At 67.9% G+C, this 24,434-nt stretch carries 22 protein-coding genes; 20 read left to right on the top strand and 2 right to left on the bottom strand.

The window, feature by feature from the left end:
• Positions 1–95 precede the first annotated feature (95 nt).
• From ASD65_RS09935 to ASD65_RS09855, 17 genes are all read left to right on the top strand, one after another.
• Entirely contained in the window at positions 96–1,652 is a 1,557-nt protein-coding gene (locus tag ASD65_RS09935) for an ABC transporter substrate-binding protein (protein ID WP_056221866.1), read from the top strand.
• A 120-nt stretch (positions 1,653–1,772) separates the two neighbouring features.
• Positions 1,773–2,960: an acyl-CoA dehydrogenase family protein gene (locus tag ASD65_RS09930; protein ID WP_056221863.1), complete on the top strand. Its 1,188-nt coding sequence runs from the start codon at positions 1,773–1,775 to the stop codon at positions 2,958–2,960.
• 6 nt (positions 2,961–2,966) lie between these two features.
• On the top strand, positions 2,967–4,061 hold the full coding sequence (locus ASD65_RS09925) for an acyl-CoA dehydrogenase family protein (RefSeq protein WP_056221860.1): 1,095 nt from the start codon (positions 2,967–2,969) through the stop codon (positions 4,059–4,061).
• On the top strand, positions 4,043–4,813 hold the full coding sequence (locus tag ASD65_RS09920; protein WP_162248482.1) for an SDR family NAD(P)-dependent oxidoreductase: 771 nt from the start codon (positions 4,043–4,045) through the stop codon (positions 4,811–4,813). Before ASD65_RS09925 ends, ASD65_RS09920 begins: the two co-directional genes overlap by 19 nt.
• Before the next feature lie 30 nt (positions 4,814–4,843).
• Positions 4,844–6,073, top strand: coding sequence for a cytochrome P450 (locus ASD65_RS09915; RefSeq protein ID WP_056221855.1), 1,230 nt, complete (start codon positions 4,844–4,846; stop codon positions 6,071–6,073).
• A 45-nt stretch (positions 6,074–6,118) separates the two neighbouring features.
• A complete protein-coding gene (locus tag ASD65_RS09910; protein ID WP_156378829.1) occupies positions 6,119–6,343 on the top strand; it encodes a ferredoxin in 225 nt (74 codons plus the stop codon).
• 6 nt (positions 6,344–6,349) lie between these two features.
• The gene (locus tag ASD65_RS09905) at positions 6,350–7,570 is read left to right on the top strand and encodes an NAD(P)/FAD-dependent oxidoreductase (RefSeq protein ID WP_056221849.1); all 1,221 of its coding nucleotides are present in this window, start codon (positions 6,350–6,352) and stop codon (positions 7,568–7,570) included.
• Between the two features lie 16 nt (positions 7,571–7,586).
• Entirely contained in the window at positions 7,587–8,396 is an 810-nt protein-coding gene (locus tag ASD65_RS09900; RefSeq protein ID WP_056221847.1) for an enoyl-CoA hydratase/isomerase family protein, read from the top strand.
• Positions 8,397–8,472: 76 nt separating this feature from the next.
• Positions 8,473–9,699 (top strand): cytochrome P450, encoded by a 1,227-nt coding sequence (locus ASD65_RS09895; RefSeq protein WP_162248481.1) that lies wholly within the window; start codon positions 8,473–8,475, stop codon positions 9,697–9,699.
• A gap of 66 nt (positions 9,700–9,765) precedes the next feature.
• The gene (locus ASD65_RS09890) at positions 9,766–10,401 is read left to right on the top strand and encodes a nitroreductase family protein (protein ID WP_056221841.1); all 636 of its coding nucleotides are present in this window, start codon (positions 9,766–9,768) and stop codon (positions 10,399–10,401) included.
• Between the two features lie 120 nt (positions 10,402–10,521).
• Positions 10,522–11,370 carry a pyruvate, water dikinase regulatory protein gene (locus ASD65_RS09885; protein ID WP_056221838.1) on the top strand — a complete coding sequence of 283 codons (849 nt, stop codon included), beginning with the start codon at positions 10,522–10,524 and terminating at the stop codon, positions 11,368–11,370.
• 25 nt (positions 11,371–11,395) lie between these two features.
• Complete coding sequence (gene ppsA / locus ASD65_RS09880; protein WP_056221835.1) at positions 11,396–13,783, top strand: phosphoenolpyruvate synthase; 2,388 nt, start codon at positions 11,396–11,398, stop codon at positions 13,781–13,783.
• A gap of 183 nt (positions 13,784–13,966) precedes the next feature.
• Positions 13,967–15,514, top strand: coding sequence for a Re/Si-specific NAD(P)(+) transhydrogenase subunit alpha (locus ASD65_RS09875; RefSeq protein WP_056221831.1), 1,548 nt, complete (start codon positions 13,967–13,969; stop codon positions 15,512–15,514).
• Positions 15,515–15,536: 22 nt separating this feature from the next.
• Positions 15,537–16,940, top strand: coding sequence for a Re/Si-specific NAD(P)(+) transhydrogenase subunit beta (gene pntB, locus ASD65_RS09870; protein ID WP_235566651.1), 1,404 nt, complete (start codon positions 15,537–15,539; stop codon positions 16,938–16,940).
• Positions 16,941–17,029: 89 nt separating this feature from the next.
• Positions 17,030–17,362: a YciI family protein gene (locus ASD65_RS09865; RefSeq protein WP_056221825.1), complete on the top strand. Its 333-nt coding sequence runs from the start codon at positions 17,030–17,032 to the stop codon at positions 17,360–17,362.
• Positions 17,363–17,384: 22 nt separating this feature from the next.
• Positions 17,385–18,275, top strand: a complete 891-nt coding sequence (locus tag ASD65_RS09860) for a hypothetical protein (RefSeq protein ID WP_056221821.1) — start codon at positions 17,385–17,387, stop codon at positions 18,273–18,275.
• Between the two features lie 142 nt (positions 18,276–18,417).
• A complete protein-coding gene (locus tag ASD65_RS09855) occupies positions 18,418–18,909 on the top strand; it encodes an HtaA domain-containing protein (protein WP_056221820.1) in 492 nt (163 codons plus the stop codon).
• 15 nt (positions 18,910–18,924) lie between these two features.
• On the opposite strand, the gene ASD65_RS09850 is transcribed toward ASD65_RS09855, so the two are convergent.
• Positions 18,925–20,094: an acetyl-CoA C-acetyltransferase gene (locus ASD65_RS09850; protein WP_056221818.1), complete on the bottom strand. Its 1,170-nt coding sequence runs from the start codon at positions 20,092–20,094 to the stop codon at positions 18,925–18,927.
• Positions 20,095–20,256: 162 nt separating this feature from the next.
• On the opposite strand from ASD65_RS09850, the gene ASD65_RS09845 reads away from it, so the two are divergent.
• Genes ASD65_RS09845 through mmsB form a run of 3 tightly spaced genes read left to right on the top strand, consistent with a single transcriptional unit; the run spans position 20,257 to position 23,857 of the window.
• Positions 20,257–21,756, top strand: a complete 1,500-nt coding sequence (locus ASD65_RS09845; RefSeq protein ID WP_056221816.1) for a CoA-acylating methylmalonate-semialdehyde dehydrogenase — start codon at positions 20,257–20,259, stop codon at positions 21,754–21,756.
• A gap of 3 nt (positions 21,757–21,759) precedes the next feature.
• Positions 21,760–22,914: an acyl-CoA dehydrogenase family protein gene (locus ASD65_RS09840; RefSeq protein WP_056221814.1), complete on the top strand. Its 1,155-nt coding sequence runs from the start codon at positions 21,760–21,762 to the stop codon at positions 22,912–22,914.
• 49 nt (positions 22,915–22,963) lie between these two features.
• Positions 22,964–23,857: a 3-hydroxyisobutyrate dehydrogenase gene (gene mmsB, locus ASD65_RS09835; RefSeq protein WP_056221809.1), complete on the top strand. Its 894-nt coding sequence runs from the start codon at positions 22,964–22,966 to the stop codon at positions 23,855–23,857.
• A gap of 15 nt (positions 23,858–23,872) precedes the next feature.
• On the opposite strand, the gene ASD65_RS09830 is transcribed toward mmsB, so the two are convergent.
• Positions 23,873–24,406, bottom strand: coding sequence for a MarR family winged helix-turn-helix transcriptional regulator (locus ASD65_RS09830; RefSeq protein ID WP_056221807.1), 534 nt, complete (start codon positions 24,404–24,406; stop codon positions 23,873–23,875).
• Positions 24,407–24,434: the final 28 nt, after the last annotated feature.

Below are 24,434 nucleotides of genomic sequence, written 5' to 3'. Positions count from 1 at the left end.
GTATAGTGGATACCAACTCCCCCCCGGGGGGCTGACAGCAAGGCCACGCGAAGACGCGTGCTTGAGAGGAGACAATGGTGTTTCGAAAAGTCAGGATGAGTGCGGGAGCGATAGCCCTCGTCGGCGTCTTCGCGTTGACGCTGACAGCGTGCTCGGGTGCGGGTGGTGGAACAGCCTCACCGAGTACCAGCGCTGATGCCGAACCGCAGGCCGGCGGCACGGCGGTCGTCGGCGCTCTCTCGGAGATGCCCGGATTCGACCCGGTCCGCCTGGTCGCATTGGGGACGGGCATCGAGCGTGCCGCGCAGGTGATGGACACGCTGATGTATCGGAACGACATCACCGGCGAGGTCACCCCGAAGCTCGCGAAGTCGCTGGAGTCCGACGACGGCAAGGTCTGGGTGCTGACGCTCCGCGACGGCGTCGACTTCACCGACGGCACGCCTTTGGATGCCGCGGCCGTCATATTCAACCTCAACCGGCATATTGCGCCGGACTCGAAGAGCTCCGCGAAGTCGATGCTCTCGGGCATCCAGACGATGGAGGCGACCGGCGACCTCGAAGTCACCATCACGCTGGCCGAACCGAGCGGATCCTTCCCGCTCGCCCTGACCGGCTCCTCGCCGGCGGGTCTGATCGGTTCGCCCGCCGCGCTGGCGAACCCCGATGAGTTCAACGAGAACCCCGTGGGTGCAGGTCCCTTCAAGTTCAAGTCCTGGATGCGCGACAGCGAGCTCGACCTCGTCCGCAACGATGACTACTTCGTCAAGGGTCAGCCGTACCTGGACGGCGTCACATACCAAGTCCTTCCCGACCCGCAGGGCCGCATCGACGCGGTCATGTCCGGCGGCGTCATGCTGGCCCAGGTCAGCGGCAGCGGTTGGGCATCGGTGGAGGCGAACAAGTCGCTGATCACGGTCGCTTCGCCGGCCGGTGGACAGGCGCTGGTCCCGAACTCCTCGAAGGGTCCGGGCAGTGACGTCCGTATCCGTGAGGCGATCGGGCTGGCGACCGACCCGAAGGTTGCGAACTCGGTGATCTTCCCGGGCAGCACCCTGTGGAACCTGGACCGGGACTGCATCCCGTTCCCGGAGAGCTCGCCGGCGTGCCTGAAGGGCAGCTCGCCCACCCCTGACATCGAGAAGGCGAAGGAGCTCGTCGCCGAGTACGTGGCCGAGGGCAACAGCAACGTCATCGACTTCTCAGCGCCGGCGGCATCCGATGAGGTGTCGTACTACGCCAGTGCCATGTCGGAGATCGGGCTGGATGTCAAGATCCGTATCGCCGACGCGGCTGCGTGGCTGCAGGACACGGCGACCGGCAACTACGACGTGATCTACGGCGTCAACGGCTCGTCCGGCTACCCCACGCAGTGGCGCTACATGTACTCCGGTGGATTCAACTGGGGTCGTGTCGTGAACCCGGACCTGGACGAGGCGCTGCTTCGTGCGCGCGACGAGCTCAAGCTCGAGGACCGAAACAAGGCATGGCAGGACGTCTCAGAGGTCGTCAAGCGCGACTCGATCCTGTTCTGGCAGACACCGTTCGCCAGTGCCACTTCTTACTCCACGAAGCTGCACCTCGGATCCGACGAGTTCCCCTACGAGGGAACCCTGATGATCTACCTGGGCGACGCCTGGCTCGACCAGTAGAACGCACGACACCTGGCGCCTGAACAGGTGGTGGGCATCCCGGGGACGAATCCAGTTCGTCCCCGGGGTGTGCCTGCCGACAGGCAAGATGACGACAGTGAATTTGCGAAGAGGAGAAGCATGGATTTCGCGCTGAGACAAGAAGACAGGAACCTGCTCGACGAGTTCCGGGCATACCTGGACGGGCTCGTGGAAGAGGGTTTCTACGCGAATCCTGGTCTCGTCGGACCCGACCACGCGATGGGCGCGGCGGAGAACGAGGAACGCAAGGCATTCCTCGCCCGACTCGGAGCCGACGGGTGGCTCGGCATCTCCTGGCCGGTCGAATACGGCGGCCGGGCTGCCACCGGTATTCAGCAGTGGCTCCTTCTCGATGAACTCAACCGTCGTCAATTCCCCAGCATGATGCTCGGGGTGCTGATGATCGGCCCCACGATCCTTCGCATCGGATCGGACGCGCAGAAGCGCGACTACCTGCCGGGACTGCTCTCCGGCGAGCACGAGTTCTGCCTCGGATACACCGAGCCGGGAGCCGGTACGGATCTGGCGAACCTGCAGACCCGCGCTGTGCGCGATGGCGACGACTACGTCATCAACGGGCAGAAGATCTACACGACGGCGGCGCAGTACGCGACCCACGTGTGGCTGTGCGTGCGGACGGGTGCGCCCGATTCCCGCCATGCCGGCATCTCGGTCATCATCGTCCCCCTCGACACCCCCGGAATCACGGTCCGCCCGCTGATCACCGGCGCGGACTACCGCGTGAACGAGGTCTTCTACGACAACGTCCGCGTCCCGGCGACGAACCGGGTCGGCGAAGAGAACGAGGGCTGGAAGGTCGTCGCGATGGCGCTCGACTTCGAGCGCACCCCGACGGCGAACCGCCTCGTCCGCGAATTCGGCGAGCTCCTGCACTGGGCGACCGCGGTGAATGCCGACGGCGTGCGTCCCGCGGATGACCCGCTGGTGCGGGCCAACATCGGCAAGCTCTCGGCCCGCATGGAAGTCATGCGCATGTTCTCCCTGCGCATCGCCGGCATGGTGGCCAACGGGCAGGTCCCGAACGTCGAGGGGTCGATGGCGAAGATCTGGAGTTCCGACTTCGGTCAGCAGCTCACGGATGCCGCGATCTCGATGATGGGCCGCGAGGGCGTCATCGGGCTTGGAGAACCGGATGCCCCGTTGGACGGCGTCATGGAACTCACCTATCGCGAGTCCACCGTGTTCCGCTTCGCCGCCGGCACCAACGAAGTGCAACGGGACATCATCGCTCAGCGCGGGCTCGGCCTGCCGAAGAACCGGAGATAAGAACGCATGGATCTCTCACTGTCAGAGGAACAGGTCGCGTTGCGCGACATGGTCGGCTCGATCCTGGCCACCCACGCCGCCCCGGAGAACCTCAATGAGGTCCTCGGCACCGACGAACGGTATTCCGTCAGCGCCGAGCAGGCACTGCGCGAGGCCGGTCTGATCGAGCTGGGCGCCGGCGAAGATTCCGACACCAACCTCGTCGAGCTCGGCATCCTGCTCTCCGAACTGGGCTACGTCGCCTACACCGGTCCGTTCCACGCGTCGGTCACGGCGGGGCTCACGGCGCAGCGTCTTCTCGGTGATGCCGGTGCGGCCGTGGTCAGCCGCGTCGAAGGCGGCGGCATCGCGGCGGTCTGCGAGTTCACCGCGCTGTCGTTCGACGGCAGCGCAGCCAGCGGAAACGCGAGCGGGATCGAGTGGGCCGACGGAGCAGACCTGCTGGTCGTCTCCGCGCCGGTCGCCGACGGCATCGGGCTGTGGGTCGTCGCCCCCGACGCGGAGGGCGTGCAGATCGTCCCCCAGCGCGGTATGGACGGTTCGCGCAGCGGAAGCGTCACCCTCAGCGGAGCGCCCATCGGCGCTCCGGCCGCGGTCATCACAGCAAAGCAGTGGCGTGCACACAGCCACCTCCTGCGTGTCCTGCGTGCCGCCGATCTGGTCGGGGTCATGCGCCGGGTGCTCGAGATGACCGTCACGCACGTCAAGCAGCGCGAGCAGTTCGGCAAGTTCATCGGGCAGTTCCAGGCCGTCCAGCATCACCTGGCCAACCTGTCGTTGGACCTGGAGGCCTCCACGAACATGGTCAACCACGCGCTCTGGCGCGAGAGCGCCGGGTTCGAGTCGGAGCGGGCCGCCGCCGAGTCCGCCTGGTTCGTGAGCGATGCCGCGGTGCGCGCCACCCAGGTCGGCAACCAGCTGCACGGCGGCATCGGGTTCATGAAGGAATATCACCTCCATCACTTCCACAACAGGTCCGCCGTTCAGCGTGGCCGGATGGGGTCGGAGCAGGTCAGGCTGGCCGAGCTCGGCGACGTCGTGATCGAGGCGGCAGAGTTGGACTTCACAGAAGAATTCATGGATTGGCCGGTGCAGAAGTGACGCAGAACGGAAACGGACGCGTGCAGGGCAAGCGCGTCCTGGTAGTCGGCGGAGCCGGCTCGATCGGGGCCGCCATCGTGGAGCGGATGCTGCAGGAAGGCGCCCGGGTAGTCGCGGCCGACCGCAACCCCGCTTCACTGGCGGCGTTCGAGGCATCCGCGGGTCATCCATCCCTGTCGTCGGCCATCATCGACATCTCCGACCCGGCGAGTGTGAAGTCAGGTGTCGCGAAGACGCTGGCTGACCTCGGAGGGCTGGATGTCGTCGTGAACGCGACAGGCATCAGCCACCAGGGCACGACGCTCGAGGAGGAGACCGTCGAGGGATGGAACCAGGTGCTGGCCGTCAACCTCACAGGCTCGTTCGTCCTCGCCAAGGAGACACTGGATCACCTGAGTGAGGGCGCGTCCTACGTGTTCATCTCGTCGGGCGGCGCGGAGCACGGCTTGCCGCTGAACCTCGCCTACGGTGCATCCAAGGCCGGATTGGCGAACTTCACCAAGGGATTGTCGCTGGCCGTGGCAGATCGCGGCGTCCGAGTGAATACGGTGGGTCCAGGCCTGATGGCCTACCCCGTGCGCAACGATGCCGATCAGAAGGAGCGCCGCGAAGGCCGCACCGATGTCGTCCCGCTGGGGCGCCTCGGCGAAGGGGCCGATATTGCGGGAATGGTGGCCTTCCTCGCCAGCGACGAAGCGTCGTGGGTCACCGGACAGAACATCTACGTGGATGGCGGGTCGATGGCGCGTTGAGCGCCCCGACCCAGTGACAGGAGGATTGCAATGGAGCAGACAACGGTTTCACCCGAAGGCAAGGCTGTCGAATGGACGACCGAGCGAGCGCCGGGTGACCGCCTCGCGCCACCGCCGCAGTTCGCGGAGATCCAGCGCAGCGGTGCCCCGATGGGCCGCGTCCGGATCTGGGACGACAGCGAGCCGTGGCTGGTCACGACCTACGACGAGTACCGTCAGGTCACGTCCGACCAGCGCTTCAGCGCCGACAAGTCGCGGCCGGGCTTCCCGCTGAAGAACGCCGGTTACGTGTCGAAGGCGCGTTCCTTCCTGCAGATGGATGACCCGGAGCACCTGCCCTACCGTCGACTCTGGGCGCGTCACCTGTCGGCGGCGCGCATGGAAGCGCTGCGTCCTGAGATGCAGCAGATCGTCGACGACCTCATCGACGAGATGATCAAGAAGCCGCAGCCCGTGGATCTGGTGGCGGACTTCGCACTGCCCGTCCCGGCCCTGATCCTGGGCGCCGTCTTCGGCGTCCCGGCTGAGGACCGCGAAGGGTTCCTCGATCTCGCTTCGACGATGTCGTCGGCGCACTCCACGCCCGAGGAGACGGCGAAGGCTTTCGCCGAACTCCACGCCTACGGTGAGACTCTCATCGCCGCGCGAGAGGCGGCGCCGCACGACGACTTGCTCGCACGATTCCTCGAAGAGGGCGTCGGCGGCGGCGTCATGACGCGTGACGAGCTCGTCAGCAGCGTCGTGGGCCTGGTCTCCGCCGCACACGACACCTCGACGTCGCTCATCGCGCTGGGCACGCTGGCGCTGTTGAACAACCCGGACCAGCTCGCACTGCTGCGGGAGAACAGCGGCGACCCGAAGTTCGTCGCCAATGCCACCGAGGAGCTGCTGCGCTACATCTCGCCCGCGCAGACGGGTCGACGTCGCATCGCCACTGAGGATCTCGAGCTCAACGGTCAGATCATCCGCGCCGGCGAAGGCGTCATCGCGCTGGACAACCAGTCCTCGCGCGACCCGAAGGTGTTCCCCGACCCGGACAAGCTCGACCTGCAGCGTCCCGAGGCTCGACGTCACAACGCGCTCGGCTTCGGCACTCACCAGTGCGCCGGACAGTCGTTGGCACGAGTGGAGCTGCAGGTGGCATTCTCGACGCTGTACCGCCGTCTGCCGAACCTGGCGCTGGCCGTGCCCGAGGCGGAGCTCCCGTTCCGCGAGGACACGATCATCTACATCGTCGACGAGATGCCGATCACCTTTTAGCGAGTCACCCAGGTGGTCGAACACCTGCCAGAGAAAGATATGAAGATGGAAGAGACCGAGCCGCAGTACACCGTTGTGGTCAACCAGGACATCTGCGTGGGTGGGGGTCAGTGCGTGTTCGTCGCGCCCGAGATCTTCACCCAGCGGGATGAGGACGGCGTCGTCGAGGTGCTCAACGTGCATCCGTCCGAAGATCAGATCGCGGATGTGCGAGAAGCGATCGAGGTGTGCCCGGCTCGGGTCATCTCGCTGGTCACGCGCGAGGGCTGACGCCGCATGGCCGAGGAAACGATCACGATCGCGGATGCTCGTGACCTGGGCAAGGTCGTCATCGTCGGCGCCGGCGCCGCGGGAACACGATTCGCACAGGCGCTGCGCAGAGGTGGGTACGACGGCGAGGTGGTCCTCGTCGGAGACGAGCGGGGCCTGCCCTACCACCGTCCGCTGCTGTCGAAGGAGGTGCTCAGCTCGGCCAAGGAGATGGACGACATCCGCCTGTGCTCGGCAGAGGATCTGGCCGAGCAGCAGATCGAGTTCGTGCGCGGGACCCACGCGGTGGGCCTGGACCTCGCCGGCAAGCAGGTGCTCATCGAAGAGGGCGAGTCGATCTCGTACGACACCCTCATCATCGCCACCGGAGTGCGCCCGCGTCTCGTCGGCACGGCGATCACCGGCGGCAGGACGCACACTCTGCACACCGCGCTGGAGTGCTACGGACTCCGTGCCGCCCTCGTCGGAGCCCAGCGCGTCGCGGTGATCGGCGGCGGGTTCATCGGCAGCGAGATCGCCGCAACGGTGCGCGAGCTCGGCCGTGACGTCGAGCTCATCTCATCGACGCGGCATCCGCTGGAGCGCGTCATGGGCACGTGGGCCGGGCAGCACGTCGCTCGCGTGCACGAGGCGAACGGTGTGCAGCTGCGGATGTCGACCCGGGTGACCGATGTGTCGGCGACCAGTGACGGCGTACGCGTCAACCTCGCCGACGGCGGCACGGTCGAAGCCGACATCGCCATCATCGGCATCGGCTCCAGCCCGGCCACGCAGTGGCTGGAGAACTCGGGACTCGACATCCATGACGGCGTCGTCGTCGACTCGGACGGCCGCACGCAGGACGAGAGCATCTGGGCGATCGGCGACATCGCACGCCGCCGAGCCGAGGACGGCTCCACGCTGCGGGTCGAGCATTGGACGAGTGCGACGGAGCAGGCGGACGCTCTCGCGCGGCTGCTGCTCGGCAAGCCGCCCGTGACGATCCCCAAGTTGGACTACCTCTGGACCGACATGTACGGCTTCAAGATCCAGATGTTCGGGCACATCCCGGCGGGCGCGCAGGAGCACGTGCTCCTCGAGGAGGAGGGCAAGTTCATCGTCGCGTACACGGTTGACGGGCGTCTCTGCGCCGTCGTCGGGCGTGGCGTGGCCGGTCGATTCATGCGGTTCCGCACGGCTGTCGCGGCGGGGCATCCCGTCGACGAACTGATTCCGGTTGCGGCCTGATCATGAACGGACTCTGATGTCGGAACTGCAGATCGACAAGGATGGCGCGACCACCGTCTTCACCATCAACCGCCCCGAACGGATGAACGCGCTCGGGCGCGACATGATGGCCGAGCTGACGGCCGGTGTGCAGGAGTTCAACCGCGATCCGCAGCAGCGGGTCGCGGTGATCACCGCGACAGGCGACCGAGCGTTCAGCACGGGATTCGACTTGAAGGAGATGGCGGCGGGCAGCGGGGGTGCGCCGACGCTGCCGATCTCGCCGGGGCCCGATATCGCCGGGCTCGCCGCGACGGAGAAGCCCGTGATCGCCGCGGTGAACGGTGCTGCAGTGTCAGGTGGACTGGAACTGGCACTGTCGTGCGACATCCGGATCTGCACGCCCGACGCGTGGTTCGGCGTATTCGAGGTGAAGCGCGGGTTCCTCGCCGGCGTCGCCGTGAACGTGCTGCCTCGCCTGCTGCCCTACGGCGTCGCCGCCGACATGCTGCTGGCCGGCGAGCGACTCACCGCGGATCGCGCCTACCAACTCGGACTCGTGCAGGCCGTGGTCGAGCCCGAAGCGCTCCTCGATGCCGCGCTGGAGCGTGCCGCGACGATCGCGACCCATTCGCCCACTGCGGTGTGGGGCTCGAAGCAGATCCTGCAGTACTGGCGCAACCTCCAGATCGCCGAGCAGCAGCGCTACTACGAGTCGGTGATCCACCGCGTGATCCTGTCTGGCGACATGCTCGAGGGCCCGCGGGCGTTCGCCGAGAAGCGTGAACCGCAGTTCTCCGATGGATGGCCGACCCTGCCGCAGGCGGGGTCGGGATCGGGTCGGTGAACTCGCAGGAGTTGGATGGATAGAGCCGCCATCGCGTCTTAGCGCGTCGGGCGTGCCGGAGACGAAGGAGTCAACGATGGAAGACGACGTGCTCGTGCCCGACGCAACGATCGCATGGACGACCCGGCGTGCCCCCGGCGATCGATTGGCGCCACCACCCGAGTTCGCCGAGATCCAGCGGAGCGGCGCCCCGATGGGCCGCGTGCGGATCTGGGACGACAGTGAGCCGTGGCTGGTGACCACCTACGACGAGTATCGTCAGGTCACCTCAGACCAGCGGTTCAGCGCCGACAAGTCCCGCCCCGGCTTCCCGCTGAAGAACGCGGGGTATCAGTCGAAGGCGCGCACGTTCCTGCAGATGGACGATCCGGAACATCTGCCCTACCGTCGCTTGTTCGCGCGTCACCTGTCGGCGGCGCGCATGGAGGCTCTGCGTCCGCAGATGCAGCAGATCGTCGACGACCTGATCGACGCGATGCTCGCGAAGCCGCAGCCGGCGGATCTCGTGGCGGACTTCGCCCTGCCCGTACCCGCCCTGATCCTCGGTGCCGTGTTCGGGGTGCCGGCGGAGGACCGGGAAGGGTTCCTCGATCTCGCCTCGACGATGTCGTCCGCGCACTCCACGCCGGAGCAGACCGCGCAGGCGATGACCGAGCTGCGCGCGTACTCGGAGAAGCTGGTCGCCGCGCGTGAGATCGAACCGCAGGACGACCTCATCTCACGATTCCTGGAGGACGGCGTCCGCGGTGGCGTGATGACCCGATCGGAGCTGATCAGCGAGGTGACGCTCCTGGTCTCGGCCGCCCACGACACATCGACCTCCCTGATCGCTCTCGGCACCCTCGCGCTGCTGAACAACCCCGAGCAACTGGCGCTCCTGCAGGAGAACAGCGGCGACGCGAAGTTCGTCTCCAACGCGACCGAGGAGCTGTTGCGGTTCGTCTCGCCGGCCCAGACGGGGCGACGGCGCATCGCGACCGAGGACCTCGAGTTGAACGGTCAGATCATCCGCAAGGGGGAGGGCGTGATCGCGCTGGATCACCAGTCCTCGCGCGACCCGAAGGTGTTCCTGGACCCGGACCGGCTCGACCTGCAGCGTCCCGAGGCGCGGCGCCACAACGCCCTCGGCTTCGGCACCCACCAGTGCGCCGGGCAGTCGTTGGCCCGTGTCGAGCTGCAGGTGGTGTTCTCCACGCTCTACCGTCGGCTGCCGAACCTCGCGCTGGCCGTGCCTGAGGCGGAGCTGCCGTTCCGCGAGGACACGATCATCTACAACCTGGACGCGATGCCGATCTCCTGGTGAGCCCGTTCCCGGGCCGCCGACAGCACGATGAAGCGCAGTTCGCATGCGCACTCGAGGAGACCATCGATGGATGCCCGTACCGCCCTGACGACGACACGCGCCGTGCGACGACGCCTCGATGCGGGTCGGCCAGTGCCGAGGGCCGTCGTCGAGCAATGCATCGAGATCGCTGCACAGGCCCCCTCCGGAGGCAACCGCCAGCGACTGCGGTGGGTGATCCTCGAGGACCCGGATGTGCGACGTGACGTGGTGGAGGCATTCCGTGAGCCGGCGATCGCGCGGTTCCGGGAGGTTCTCGCCGGCGCGACGGATCCCGGAGCCCGCCGCGCTTACCAGGGCGGCATCGAGCTGCTGGAGCGCATGGAGACCATTCCCGTGCTTGCCCTCCCGTGCATGACGGGAGGGCGTGCAGAGCCGCTGTCCTACCCCGCGGCCGCCGGATTCTACGGTTCGGCGATTCCCGCGGTCTGGAGTTTTCAGCTGGCGCTGCGGACGTTCGGCCTGGGCTCCACGTACACGACGGTGCATCTCGGTCACGAGCGGGAGGTCGCCGAGATCCTGGGCATTCCCGAGAACGTCCGTCAGATCGCCCTCCTCCCGGTCGCGTACACGCTCGGCGAGGACTTCCGTCCGGCCCGGCGTCTCCCCGTCGCGCAGACCATGAGCTACGACAGCTGGGGGACCGCGTTCGCTGACGCCTGACGCCGGAGTACACGTGCCGATCGCCGCGCGACGGCTCGAAAGTTTTCCGCTGTAAAGAACTGCACTTCCTTCGTCGCAGATCGAACGTATTCCGGGGCAATCCTTCCGTAACGTCGAAGCATGAGTTCCCTCGATGTCGCCGGGACCCGGGCCGGCGTGCCCGCCGTGCGTGCTGCGTACTTCGTGTCCGACAGCACAGGCGTGACGGCCGAGACACTGGGGAACGCACTGCTGGCGAACTTCCCCGGCATCTCCTTCGTCCGGCACACGATCCCGTTCGTCGACACCACGGCCGGTGCGCTCGCCGTCGTCCAGGACATCGATCGCGCCGCTGATGCGGGCCGCGCCCCGCTGGTCTTCACCACGGTCAAGCAGGCGGCGATCCGCAGCGCCCTCGCCAGCGCGAGGGCCGACACGATCGACCTCCTGGCGGGGCACCTCACCGAGCTCGAGACCGCCCTGGGCACCACGGCATCCGAGCAACTGGGGCAGTACCACGGCGTGGGCGACATGGAGCGCTACTTCGAGCGCATGCGCGCGGTCGAGTATGCGATCGAGCACGACGACGGGCAGAGCTCGCGCGCCCTCGATCAGGCCGACGTCGTGATCATCGCGCCGTCGCGGTGCGGCAAGACCCCGACGACGATGTACCTCGCGCTGCAGTACGGACTCCGGGTCGCGAACTATCCGCTGACCGACGACGACTTCCCCGCGGAGGGGCTGCCGCGGCCGATCGCCAAGTACGCCGGGCGCTGCTTCGGGCTGACGACCACACCGCTGCGGCTCAGCCAGGTGCGGCACGAGCGTCGCCCGAGTTCGCGGTACTCGAGCCTCGAGCAGTGCACGATCGAGCTCCGCCGCGCCGAAGACCTGTACCGACGCAACCGCGTCCCCTTCCTGAACTCCTCGACGAAGAGCGTCGAGGAGATGTCCGCGGTCATCATGCAGACCATGAAGCTGCGTGCGTGACCCGCAACATGAAAGAGGCACCGCAATGAGCAACATCCTCTGGTTCGACGAAGTCGGCATGCACGACCTGCCGCAGGTCGGCGGCAAGAACGCGTCCCTCGGCGAGATGGTCTCGAACCTCTCCGGTGCGGGCGTGCGCGTACCCGGAGGGTTCGCCACGACGGCGGACGCCTATCGCGCGTTCCTGGCGGAGGGGGGTCTCGACCAGCGCATCCGCGCCGCGGTCGAGGCGATCGACATCGACGATGTCGCCGCGCTCTCCCAGGTCGGCGCATCCGTCCGCGCCTGGATCGAGCAGCAGCCGCTTCCGGCAGACCTCGATCGCGACATCCGCTCCGCCTACGCGCGCCTCGTCGAGAACGACCCGGAGCCCGACTCCGTGTCGTGGGCCGTGCGGTCTTCGGCGACCGCCGAGGACCTTCCGGATGCCTCGTTCGCCGGACAGCAGGAGACGTTCCTGAACATCGACGGCATCGAGAACATCCTGCAGGCCGTCCGCCACGTGTTCTCCTCGCTCTACAACGACCGCGCGATCTCCTACCGCGTGCACAACGGATTCGATCACCACGATGTGGCGCTGTCGGTCGGCGTCCAGCGCATGGTGCGCTCGGACATCGGCGCCTCGGGCGTCATGTTCACCGTCGACACCGAGTCCGGGTTCGAGGACGCCGTGTTCATCACCAGCTCGTACGGACTCGGCGAGGCCGTCGTCCAGGGCGCCGTGAACCCCGACGAGTTCTACGTCTACAAGCCGGCGCTCGCCGCCGGTCGGCCCGCGATACTGAAGCGCGCGGTCGGTGAGAAGGCGATCGCGATGCGGTACGCGGCCGGCGTGCACCTCGGCGGCAGCACCGTGTTCGCCGACGTCGACGCCGCCGAGCGCGGCCGCCTCAGCATCACCGATGCCGAGGTCGAGGAGCTCGCCCGGCACGCCGTGACGATCGAGCAGCACTACGGGCGCGCGATGGACATCGAGTGGGCCCGCGACGGCATCGACGGCAAGCTGTACATCCTGCAGGCCCGACCCGAGACGGTGGTTTCGCGCGCCGACGGCAACGTCATGCGCCGCTTCGTGCTGCGGGAGCGCAGCGACGTGCTCTCGGTCGGTCGCGCGATCGGCCAGCGGATCGGCTCCGGCGCCGTGCGCGTACTCCGCAGCATCGACGACATGGCCACCTTCCGCGCCGGCGACGTGCTCGTGGCCGACATGACCGATCCCGACTGGGAGCCGATCATGAAGAAGGCGTCCGCGATCGTCACCGACCGCGGCGGGCGCACGTGCCACGCCGCGATCATCGCGCGGGAGCTCGGCATCCCCGCCGTCGTCGGCACCGGGGATGCGACCCGCGTGCTCCCGGACGGTCTCGACGTCACGGTGTCCTGCGCCGAGGGCAACGACGGATTCGTCTACCAGGGGCTTCTCGAATTCGCCGAGGAGGAGACGCGGCTGGATCGGATGCCGGAGATTCCGGTCAAGATCATGATGAACGTCGGCACCCCCGATCAGGCCTTCTCCTTCTCGCGGATGCCGAACCGCGGGGTCGGGCTGGCGCGGCTGGAGTTCGTGATCAATCGGCAGATCGGCATCCACCCGCGGGCGCTGCTCGAGTACGACACCCTGCCGGCGCCGCTGCAGGCCGAGATCGCCGAGCGCATCGCGGCCTACCCGTCGCCGCGGGAGTTCTTCGTGCAACGCGTGGCCGAGGGCGTCTCGATGCTCGCGGCGGCGTTCGCGCCGGAGCCCGTCATCGTGCGGATGAGCGACTTCAAGTCCAACGAGTACGCGAACCTGCTCGGCGGCGACCGGTACGAGCCGCACGAGGAGAACCCGATGATCGGGTACCGCGGGGCCTCCCGCTACATCTCCCCGGACTTCCGCGCGTGCTTCGACATGGAGTGCGAGGCGATCCGCCACGTCCGCGACGTGATGGGTCTCACCAACGTCAAGATCATGATCCCGTTCGTGCGGACGGTCGCCGAGGGCGCTGCCGTCGTCGAGCTGCTCGCCGAGAACGGCCTGCGCCGCGGCGAGAACGGGCTGGAGGTCGTGATGATGTGCGAGGTGCCCTCCAACGCGCTCCTGGCCGATGAGTTCCTCGACCACTTCGACGGGTTCTCGATCGGGTCCAACGACATGACCCAGCTCACCCTCGGGCTCGATCGCGACTCGGCGCTGGTCGCCCAGACCTTCGACGAGCGCGACCCGGCCGTGCTGAAGATGCTCGCCATGGCGATCGAGGCGTGCCTGCGTCGCGGCAAGTACATCGGCATCTGCGGACAGGGGCCTTCGGATCACCCCGACCTCGCGGAGTGGCTGCTGGACCAGGGCATCGAGTCGATGTCGCTGAACCCCGACACGGTCGTGGAGACCTGGATGGCGCTCTCGCGACGGGCGACGCCCGCCCTGACCTGACGGCGGCGGTGGGGCGCGGCATCCGTTCTCGTTCTTGCGGGAAGTGAAATGTTGCCCGATCTTTCGCGCAGATCGGATCGAACACGGGGCTGAGGCGCCCGCGCGCCCCTATGTTGAGAGGTTGTTGGAGGAGTCCGTCGAGCCTGCCTGTCGGGCGCGACGCTCAGTGCAAGGGAGCAGTGCATGACAATGATCGGCATCGTGGCCGAACAGGACCACGAGACACGCGTCGCCGCGACGCCGACGACGGTGGGCAAGCTCATCGGTCTCGGATACGAGGTCTCGGTCGAATCCGGGGCGGGGGCGAAGTCATCCTTCTCGGATGCCGCATTCGCCGCGGCCGGCGCGACCATCGTCGACCGTGCACAGGCGTGGGCTTCGGACATCGTGCTGAAGGTCAACCCGCCGGTGCCCGAGGAGATCGCGGCGCTGCGGGACGGCGCCACCCTCGTCAGCATGCTCAGCCCCAACCTGCGCCCCGATCTGGTCGAGGCGCTGTCGCAGCGCGGCATCACTGCCCTCGCCCTGGACGCGGTGCCCCGCATCTCGCGGGCGCAGTCGATGGATGTGCTCTCGTCGATGTCGAACATCTCCGGCTACCGGGCGGTGATCGAGGCCGCGCATGAATTCGGCCGCTTCTTCACCGGCCAGGTCACCGCCGCCGGAAAGGTGCCGCCCGCCAAGGTGCTGGTCGCCGGCGCCGGAGTCGCCGGCCTCGCGGCGGTCGGTGCGGCATCCAGCCTCGGCGCCATCGTCCGTGCGACCGACCCCCGTCCCGAGGTCGCCGACCAGGTCAAGTCCATCGGCGGCGAGTACCTCGCGGTCGACGTCGCCGTCGACAAGTCCACCGACGGCTACGCCAAGGCGACGAGCGAGGCCTACGACCGCCGTGCCGCCGAGATCTACTCCGAGCAGGCGCGCGACGTCGACATCATCATCACGACGGCGCTGATCCCGGGGCGCGCAGCACCTGTGCTGATCACCGCGGCCGATGTGGCCAGCATGAAGTCGGGCAGCGTCATCGTCGACATGGCAGCGGCCCAGGGCGGCAACGTCGAGGGCTCGGTCTCGGGCGAGAAGGTCGTCACTCCGAACGGAGTGACGATCCTCGGCTACAGCGATCTTGCGTCGCGGCTGCCGGCGCAGGCCTCGCAGCTGTACGGCACGAACCTCGTCAACCTGATGGCGCTGCTGACCCCCGGCAAAGACGGCGAGTTCACGCTCGACTTCGACGACGTCGTTCAGCGCACGGTCACGGTCGTGCGCGATGGCGCCTCCACCTGGCCGCCGCCCCCGGTCACCGTTTCGGCCGCCCCGCCGGCTGCCGCGGTGGCAGCCCCTGTCGCCGCACCCGTGAAGAAGGGCATCAGTCGCGGAGCGAAGGCCGTGTGGCTGTTCGTCGGCGTGGTCGCCCTGTTCCTGGTGAACCTGTTCGCGCCGGCGCCGCTGCCGCAGCACTTCACGGTGCTCATGCTCTCGGTCGTGATCGGGTTCTACGTCATCGGCAAGGTCGCGCACGCGCTGCACACGCCCCTGATGAGCGTCACCAACGCGATCAGCGGCATCATCGTCGTCGGCGCCATCCTGCAGATCACCCAGCCGAACCTCATCGTGCAGATCCTCGCGGCGGTGGCCGTCCTGGTGGCGAGCATCAACATCTTCGGCGGGTTCGCGGTGACCAAACGCATGCTGGCCATGTTCTCCAAGGGCTCCAGCCCCGCTGGCAAGTAAGCAAGGACCCTAGGAAATGAACTTGTTCTCTGCAGAATCCCTCGTCGGCGCGGCCTATATCGTCGCCGCCCTGCTGTTCATCCTCAGCCTCGCGGGGCTGAGCAAGCACGAAACGTCCCGCTCCGGCGTGACCTACGGCATCGTCGGCATGACGATCGCCCTCGTGGTCACCGTCTGGGTCTCGGTCACCGGCGCCTGGGGCGACCCGCAAGCGCAGATCGGGATCGTCCTGCTGTTCGTCGCCGTGATCATCGGTGCCGCCATCGGGCTGTGGCGCGCGCGTGTCGTCGAGATGACCGGCATGCCCGAGCTCATCGCCCTGCTGCACAGCTTCGTCGGTCTCGCCGCCGTCATCGTCGGCTGGAACGGCGCCCTGGCGCCGCCGCACCTGGTCGGTCCGTTGCGCGACATCCACCACGCCGAGGTCTTCATTGGCGTCTTCATCGGCGCGGTCACCTTCACCGGCTCGATCGTCGCGTACCTCAAGCTCTCCGGGAAGATCTCCTCCCGGCCGCTGATGCTGCCGGGCAAGAACATCCTCAACGCGACGGCGCTCGTCCTGTTCGTCGTCCTCACGACCTGGTACGTCATCACACCCGAGCTCTGGCTGCTCGTAGCCGTCACGGTGCTGGCGCTCGCGCTCGGCTGGCACCTGGTCGCCTCGATCGGCGGCGGCGACATGCCCGTGGTCGTCTCGATGCTCAACAGCTACTCGGGCTGGGCGGCCGCCGCGGCGGGCTTCCTGCTCAACAACGACCTGCTGATCGTGACGGGTGCCCTGGTCGGCTCCTCCGGTGCGTACCTCTCCTACATCATGTGCAAGGCGATGAACCGGTCCTTCTTCTCCGTGATCCTCGGCGGATTCGGGGTCGTCGCCGCGGCGAAGGGCGATGAAGAGGAGGGCGAGTACCGCGAGACCAACGCGGCGGATGTCGCCGAGCTGCTCGTGAACGCGAAGAGCGTCGTGATCACCCCGGGCTACGGCATGGCCGTCGCCCAGGCGCAGTACCCCGTCGCCGAACTCACCACCCGCCTGCGCGAGCGCGGCGTGGACGTGCGCTTCGGCATCCATCCCGTCGCGGGGCGCCTCCCGGGGCACATGAACGTGCTGCTGGCCGAGGCGAAGGTGCCCTACGACATCGTCCTGGAGATGGACGAGGTCAACGACGATCTGGCCGACACGACGGTGGTGCTCGTCATCGGCGCGAACGACACCGTCAACCCCGCCGCGGCGGAAGACCCGAGCAGCCCGATCGCCGGGATGCCTGTGCTGCGGGTGTGGGAGGCCGAGAACGTCGTCGTGTTCAAACGATCGATGGCGTCCGGCTATGCCGGCGTGCAGAACCCGCTGTTCTACCGCGACAACGCGCAGATGCTGTTCGGTGACGCGAAGGATCGCGTCGAGGACATCCTCCGCGCGCTGTAGCTCGAAAAGAATGTGGACGGGATCGTCGATCCCGTCCACATTCGTTCGACGCCCTGGATGAAACCCGTTCCGAACGGAAGGATCAGTCCATGAAGTACATGATGTTCGTCGTCAGCGACAGCCAGCCGGATGAGCCGAAGGATGACTCCGACATCGACCTCTGGGTCGACCCGCTCGATGCATCCGGCAAGCGCATCATCGGCGAGGTGCTCGAACCGCCCGCCTCGTCCACCGTCGTGCGCGTGCGCGGCGGCAAGGTGCTCACCACCCGTGGCCCGTTCGCGGAGACCACTGAAGTGATCTTCGGCTTCGACATCCTCGAGGTCGACAGCCTCGAGGAGGCGATCGAGATCGCGTCGCGGCATCCGATGGCCCGCAACGGCCAGATCGAGCTGCGCGCGTTCGCCGTGTGGGACGACTGAGCGCGAGCCCTAGACTCAGCGCATGGTCGACGGAGGCACCCCGCGAGGGATCGCAGCGCGTCTGCGAGGGTTCGCGGGGCGCTTCCGCGCGTCCGCGGCGCGCACCGGTGCGCTGCTGCGCGAGCAGGGCCGCCTCTCCGGCACCGTGGCCGGCGGCATCCGTCCCGCGCGGATCTTCATGGTGCTGTACGGGATGCTGGTGGCCGTCGCCGTCGTCCTCACGTCGGGCGTCGTGCCGCTGCTGGTGCAGCGCGCCCTGGCGCACATCGACGACGACTTCGCCGCCCTCTTCTTCGCCGCATGGATGCTGGCGCTGCTCGCGCAGGCCGCGCTCGTCTACGTCATCGCGGCCCTGCTGGCCTATGCCACGGCCGAGCTGTTCACCCCCCGCGACGGTTTCCGCCTCGCAGGGCCGCGACGGGCGATCTGGGACTCGCTGCACAGGCTCGGCAACACGACGAGCATCACGCTCGTCCTGGCGGTAGCGGGTACGGCCGTCGGGATCGCGGTGTTCGGGCCGCTGCTGATGGAGGAGGGCTTCGCCGATGATCCCGGCGAACTCGCCGGCATCCAGCTCGGTACCCTGCTGTTCGTCCTCACGATCGCGCTCCTCTATGAGAGCGTGCATCTCGTCGTGGACCTGCTGCGCGCACTCCCCGGGCTGTGGCGGTGGATCTCGGCGTTCGTCTACCCCTGGATCGCGGCCGTGATCGTCTGGTTCATCCTGCCGACCTTCCCCACCCTGATGCGGATCTTCCAGCAATGGCTCCCCCCAGACGCGGACGTCGAGGTCGAACTCACCGGTGACATGTGGGATCCGGCGATCGCACTGCTGCTGGTCGCGGTGCTGTGGGCGGCGCATTTCGTCTCCTCCGGCCAAGCCGGACGGCTGCGAGCCGCGCTGCGCGAGTGAACCGACGCGCGGGCGTCGGGCCGATCACTCGTCGATTTCGTGATAAATGATCAGAAGTTGATAGGTTGGGCGCGCGGGGGGAGCGCCCCCACATCGTCGTCCTCGGGAGAGCGCACGACGACCAGCGCGAGAGGTGAGATCAGTGGAGATCGTCGACGAGAAGTCCGAGCCGGTGCAGTCGGTGCAGACGACGGGCCTCGCCTGGGGGGTACGGGAGAGCTTCCGCAGCTACGTGCTGCGCGGCGCGATGGGGTCTGAAACCCTTGATGGCAGCGCAGGGTCCTTGCCCGACGGACGCTTCTACTTCCCGTTGGCCGAGGCGACCGGATTCGACCTCGATGCGCTCGACGGCACGCTCTCGTTCGCCGGAGGAGTGCGCTTCCTCGGCCACGGCGGCATGATCGACCTGCGGCTCGGCGAGCTGGAGCTCGTGCTCACCGACAGCCGGGGCGTCGTCCGCACCGGCGCCCGCGACTTGGTCGAGGTCTCGGTCCTGCAGGTCGCGGTGGGGGAGAACTCCGCCGCGCTCTACCTGGAGAGCAGGCTCGCGCCCGGTGCGGAAGGCCTGTTCAACGACGTCTATGCTGCCGGCACACTGTTCGACGACCTCGAGGTCAGGATCTCCACACCCTGACCTCGAGTCGGAACGCTACGCGCGGATGATGAGGGCGTCGCCCTGGCCGCCGCCGCCGCAGAGGGCCACGGCGCCGACGCCGCCGCCCCGGCGACGCAGCTCCAGCGCCAGCGAGAGCACGAGCCGGGCGCCGGACATGCCTACGGGGTGGCCGATCGCGATCGCCCCGCCGTTCACGTTGACGATGCCCGGGTCGACGCCCAGGGCGCGCGTGGAGGCCAGTGCGACGCTGGCGAATGCCTCGTTGATCTCGACCAGGTCGAGGTCCGCCACCGTGAGGTCCGCCTGGGCGAGCGCCTTCGTGATCGCGTTCGCCGGCTGGTGCAGCAGCGACGGGTCCGGGCCGGCGACCGTCGCGTAGGTCACGATCTCGGCGATCCATGTGAGGCCGCGGCGTTCGGCCTCTGCTTTGTCCATCACGACGACGGCGGCGGCACCGTCGGAGAGCTGAGAGGCCGACCCGGCCGTGATCGTGCCGTCGGGCGCGAAGGCCGGGCGCAGTCCGCCCAGCGACTCGGCGGTGGTGCCGGGACGGATGCCCTCGTCCCGGTCGACGACCCGGTCGCCGCGACGTGAGCGGATCGTGACGGGCGTGATCTCCTCGGCGAAGCTGCCGTTGTCCGCGGCGATCGCGGCGAGCTCGTGCGAGCGGGCCGCGAACTCATCCTGCTCGGCGCGGGTGAGGCCGAGCGGCGCCTGGTGCCGTTCGGTGCCGGCGCCCATGACCTCGTTCTCGATCCCGCAGATCAGACCATCGCGGTCCAGTGCGTCGGCGAGTTCACCGGCACCGTATTTCACGCCCTTGCGCACGTGGGTCAGGTGCGGCGCGTTCGTCATCGACTCGGTGCCGCCGGCGACCATGACCCTGCCGAGCCCGCCCGAGATCGCCAAGGCCGCGTGGCCGATCGAGGTGAGTCCCGAGAGGCACAGTTTGTTGATGGTCGTCGCCGGAACGTGCAGCGGGATGCCGGCCGCGACGGCCGACAGCCGGGCGGTGTTGGGGCCGACTCCGGCCTGGATGACGTTGCCGAAGTAGACGCCGTCGAGCTCTGCGCCTTCGACACCGGCGCGCGAGAGTGCCGCACCGATCGCGATCCCGCCCAGCTCGGGCGCGGTGACATCCGCGAGCGACCCGAGCAGTTTCCCGACGGGGGTCCGGGCTCCGGCAACGATGACAGCGGACATGACGATCTCCTCTTCGAGCGGACGACCCGCCTATGCGCGGCAGGTCCCGAAACAGTGTGACTTCATCGTATCCGCGGAGAAAGTACTTGTAGGCCCAAATAAATAGTTTGATGTCGTACTATTGTCCCATGTCGGCGCGGATGCGCCTGGGAAGGAACCGCAATGACGCGCGAACTCACACACTTCATCAACGGCGAGCACGTGGCCGGAACCTCGGGACGCTTCTCGGATGTGTTCGATCCGAGCACCGGAATGGTGCAGGCCCGAGTGCCGCTGGCCAGCACAGACGAGGTCTCCGCCGCCATCGCTGCGGCCGAGGTCGCACAGGTGTCCTGGGGCGAAACGAACCCGCAGAAACGCGCCCGCGTGCTGCAGAAGTTCATCGAACTCGTCGCCCGCGACAACGAAGAGCTCGCGCGACTGCTCTCCAGCGAGCACGGCAAGACCGTGGATGACGCCAAAGGCGACATCCAGCGGGGCATCGAGGTCATCGAGTTCTCGCTCGGAGCCCCGCACCTGCTGAAGGGCGAGTACTCGTGGAACGCCGGTGGGGGCATCGACGTCTACAGCATGCGTCAGCCACTCGGCGTCGTCACCGGCATCACCCCGTTCAACTTCCCCGCGATGATCCCGCTCTGGAAGGCCGGCCCGGCGCTCGCCGCGGGCAACGCATTCATCCTCAAGCCCAGCGAACGGGACCCTTCCGTACCGCTGCGCTTGGCCGAGCTGTTCCTGGAGGCGGGGCTGCCGGCCGGCGTCTTCTCCGTCGTCAACGGCGACAAGCAGGCCGTCGATGCGCTGCTGACGGACGACCGCATCAAGGCCGTCGGCTTCGTCGGCTCGACGCCCATCGCCCAGTACATCTACGAGACCGCCGCGATCCACGGCAAGCGCGCCCAGTGCTTCGGCGGCGCCAAGAACCACATGATCGTGATGCCGGACGCCGACCTCGATCAGGTCGCCGACGCCCTGATCGGCGCCGGTTACGGCTCGGCCGGCGAACGCTGCATGGCGATCTCCGTCGCCGTCCCGGTGGGTGCCGAGACCGCGGACGCACTTTCGGCCAAGCTCGCCGAGCGGGTCGCCGAGCTGCGCGTCGGTCCGGCACTGGCCGACGACGTCGACTACGGGCCGCTCGTGAGCGCCGAGGCCGTCGCCCGCGTGAACGGCTACATCCAGCAGGCCGTCGATGAGGGTGCGACCCTCCTCGCGGACGGTCGCGGCATCGTGGTTCCCGGGTTCGAGAACGGCTTCTACCTCGGCCCCACCCTGTTCGACAACGTCACGACCGACATGACCATCTACAAGGAAGAGGTCTTCGGTCCGGTGCTGATCATCGCGCGCGCCGATGACTACGAGCAGGCGCTCGCCATGGCCAGCGACCACGAGTTCGGCAACGGCGTGGCGATCTTCACGCGCGATGGCGACGCCGCGCGCGACTTCAGCGCCCGCGTCAACGTCGGCATGGTCGGCGTCAACGTGCCGATCCCGGTGCCGATCGCGTACCACACGTTCGGCGGCTGGAAGAAGTCCGGCTTCGGCGACCTCAACCAGCACGGCCCCGACGCCTTCCGCTTCTACACGAAGACCAAGACGGTTACGAGCCGCTGGCCCTCGGGTATCAAGGAGGGAGCGAGCTTCGTCATCCCGACGATGCACTGAGCCATGAGCGTCCAGAAGAACGAAGAGCGCGCGGCCCTGGTCGAGGCGGTGCGGGAGTTCGCCGACGCACAGCTCGCCCCGTTCGCCGGCGAGCGCGATGAGCACAAGATCTTCCCGGTCGAGACCCTCGCCGCAGCGGGGGAGATGGGACTCGGAGGGATCTACGTCCGCGAGAGTTCCGGCGGATCGGGGCTCTCCCGCCTCGACGCGGTGGCGATCTTCGAGGAGCTCGCGAAGGGCGACACCGCCGTCGCGGCGTACATCTCGATCCACAACATGGTCGCGTGGATGATCGACGAGTTCGGTGACGACGCGCAGCGCGCGCAGTGGCTGCCGGGCCTGGTCGGGATGACCCAGCTCGGTAGCTACTGCCTCACGGAGCCGGGCGCGGGTTCGGATGCCGCGGCCATCACCACCTCCGCGCGGCGGGACGGCGAGGACTACGTCCTGAACGGGACCAAGCAGTTCATCTCCGGGGCGGGTTCGTCTGCCGTGTACATCGTCATGGCGCGCACCGGGCAGCCCGGCCCGAAGGGGATCAGCGCGATCCTGGTGCCGCACGACGCTGCCGGGCTGAGCTTCGGCGCGAATGAGAAGAAGATGGGCTGGAACGCCCAGCCCACGCGCCAGGTCATCTTCGACGAGGTGCGGGTGCCGGCATCCCATCTCCTCGGCGACGAGGGCCAGGGATTCTCGATCGCGATGAAGGGTCTCAACGGCGGCCGGGTCAACATGGGTGCGTGCTCGCTCGGCGGCGCCCAGTGGGCGCTCGATCGTGCGGTGCGCTACGTGCAGGAGCGCGAGGCCTTCGGCGCCCCGCTCGTGGCCAACCAGTCGGTGCTGTTCACGCTCGCCGACATGGAGACCGATCTGCAGGCCGCGCGCGCCCTGCTGCAGCGCGCCGCCGAGAAGATGGACGACGGCGCCGACGACACGGCGGCCGCGTGCGCTCTCGCCAAGAGATTCGCGACGGATGCCGCATTCACGGCGGCCAATGCCGCACTGCAGCTGCACGGCGGCTACGGCTACCTGCACGAATACGGGCTGGAGCGGGTCGTTCGCGACCTGCGGGTGCACCAGATCCTCGAGGGGTCCAACGAGATCATGCGAGTCGTCGTCGGACGCGACCTCCTGGCGCGCAGCGGAGCGGCGCGGTGAACGGGCCGGCACGGTTTTCCACAGTCGTAGATGCAAAGGAGCACGACTCATGACAACGATCGCCTTCCTCGGGCTGGGCCACATGGGCGGTCCGATGGCCCGCAACCTCGTCGCCGCCGGATACGACGTGCACGGCTTCGACTTCGTCCCGGCGGCACTGGACGTGGCACGCGCCGGCGGAGTCCGCATCGCGGACACCGCGGAACTCGCCGCCGCCGGGGCCGACGTGGTCATCACCATGCTCCCCGGCGGCCGCCACGTCATCGACGCCTACAGCGGCGGGCTCCTGGCGGCCGCACGACCCGGCACCCTCTTCATCGATTCGTCGACGATCGCCGTCGACGAGGCCCGCGAAGCGCACCGCCTCGCGGAGGAGGCCGGGCACCGCAGCATCGACGCACCCGTGTCCGGCGGCGTGGTCGGCGCCGAGAACGCAACGCTCGCGTTCATGGTCGGCGGCAGCGACGCGGACTTCCAGGAGGCCCTGCCGCTACTGGAGCGCATGGGGCGTCGCATCGTGCACTGCGGCGGTGCCGGGCTCGGCCAGGCAGCCAAGATCTGCAACAACATGATCCTCGGGATCTCGCAGATCGCCGTCGCCGAGGCGTTCGTCCTGGGCGAGCGGCTCGGGCTCACGCATCAGGCCCTGTTCGACGTCGCCTCCAACGCGTCCGGCCAGTGCTGGGCGCTCACCACGAACTGCCCGGTACCCGGTCCCGTGCCCACGAGCCCGGCGAACCGCGACTACGAACCGGGCTTCGCCGGGGCGCTCATGTCGAAGGACCTCGGGCTGGCCGAGCAGGCGATCGACCTGACCGGTGTGGATGCCAAACTGGGACGTCTCGCCCGTGAGATCTACCGCGAGTACGCCGACGGTGCGGGCGCGGGCAAGGACTTCTCGGGCATCATCAATACGATCCGCACCGACAGCGCGACGCTCTGACGCCGTCGGGCGAGGTCACCAGAACGGGTCCTCATCGGCCGGTCCGAAGTCGCCCGCGTTGTGGCGGAACCGTCCGATGACGCCAACGAGGGTGGCCACGTCGTCCGGCGACGCCTCCAGCGCGCTGAACACGTCAGCGTTCAACGCCGCGGTCGCGTTCTCGGCCAGAGCGCGGCCACTCGGCGTCAGCACGAGCATGATCGAGCGCCCATCGACGGGGTGCGGCTCGCGCAGCACGAGCGCGTCGCGCTCGAGTCGGTCGACGGTGTTGGTCACACTGGCCGGATGCACCTGCAGCCGCGCCGTCGCGCTGCGCATCGGCATCCGCCCCTCGCGGGTGAAGCTGAGAAGTCGCAGCATCTCGAAGCGGGCGAAAGACAGATCGAAGGGGCGCAGAGCGGCGTTGACGCGGTTGAGCATGAGCTGCTGAGCGCGCATGACGGAGGTCACTGCTGCCATGCCCGGCGCGGAATCAGTCCACCCCCGAGATTCCCACTGTCGCTGCGCCTCGGCGATGGGGTCGATGGGGAGCCGGCCGCGCTTTGTCATGATCGTCCTCCCATAGGCCCCAGGTTAT

Source organism: Microbacterium sp. Root61 (assembly GCF_001427525.1).
Taxonomy (GTDB): domain Bacteria; phylum Actinomycetota; class Actinomycetes; order Actinomycetales; family Microbacteriaceae; genus Microbacterium.
Note: the sequence above shows the minus strand (reverse complement) of the source record. Positions and strands in the feature narration are given on the sequence as shown.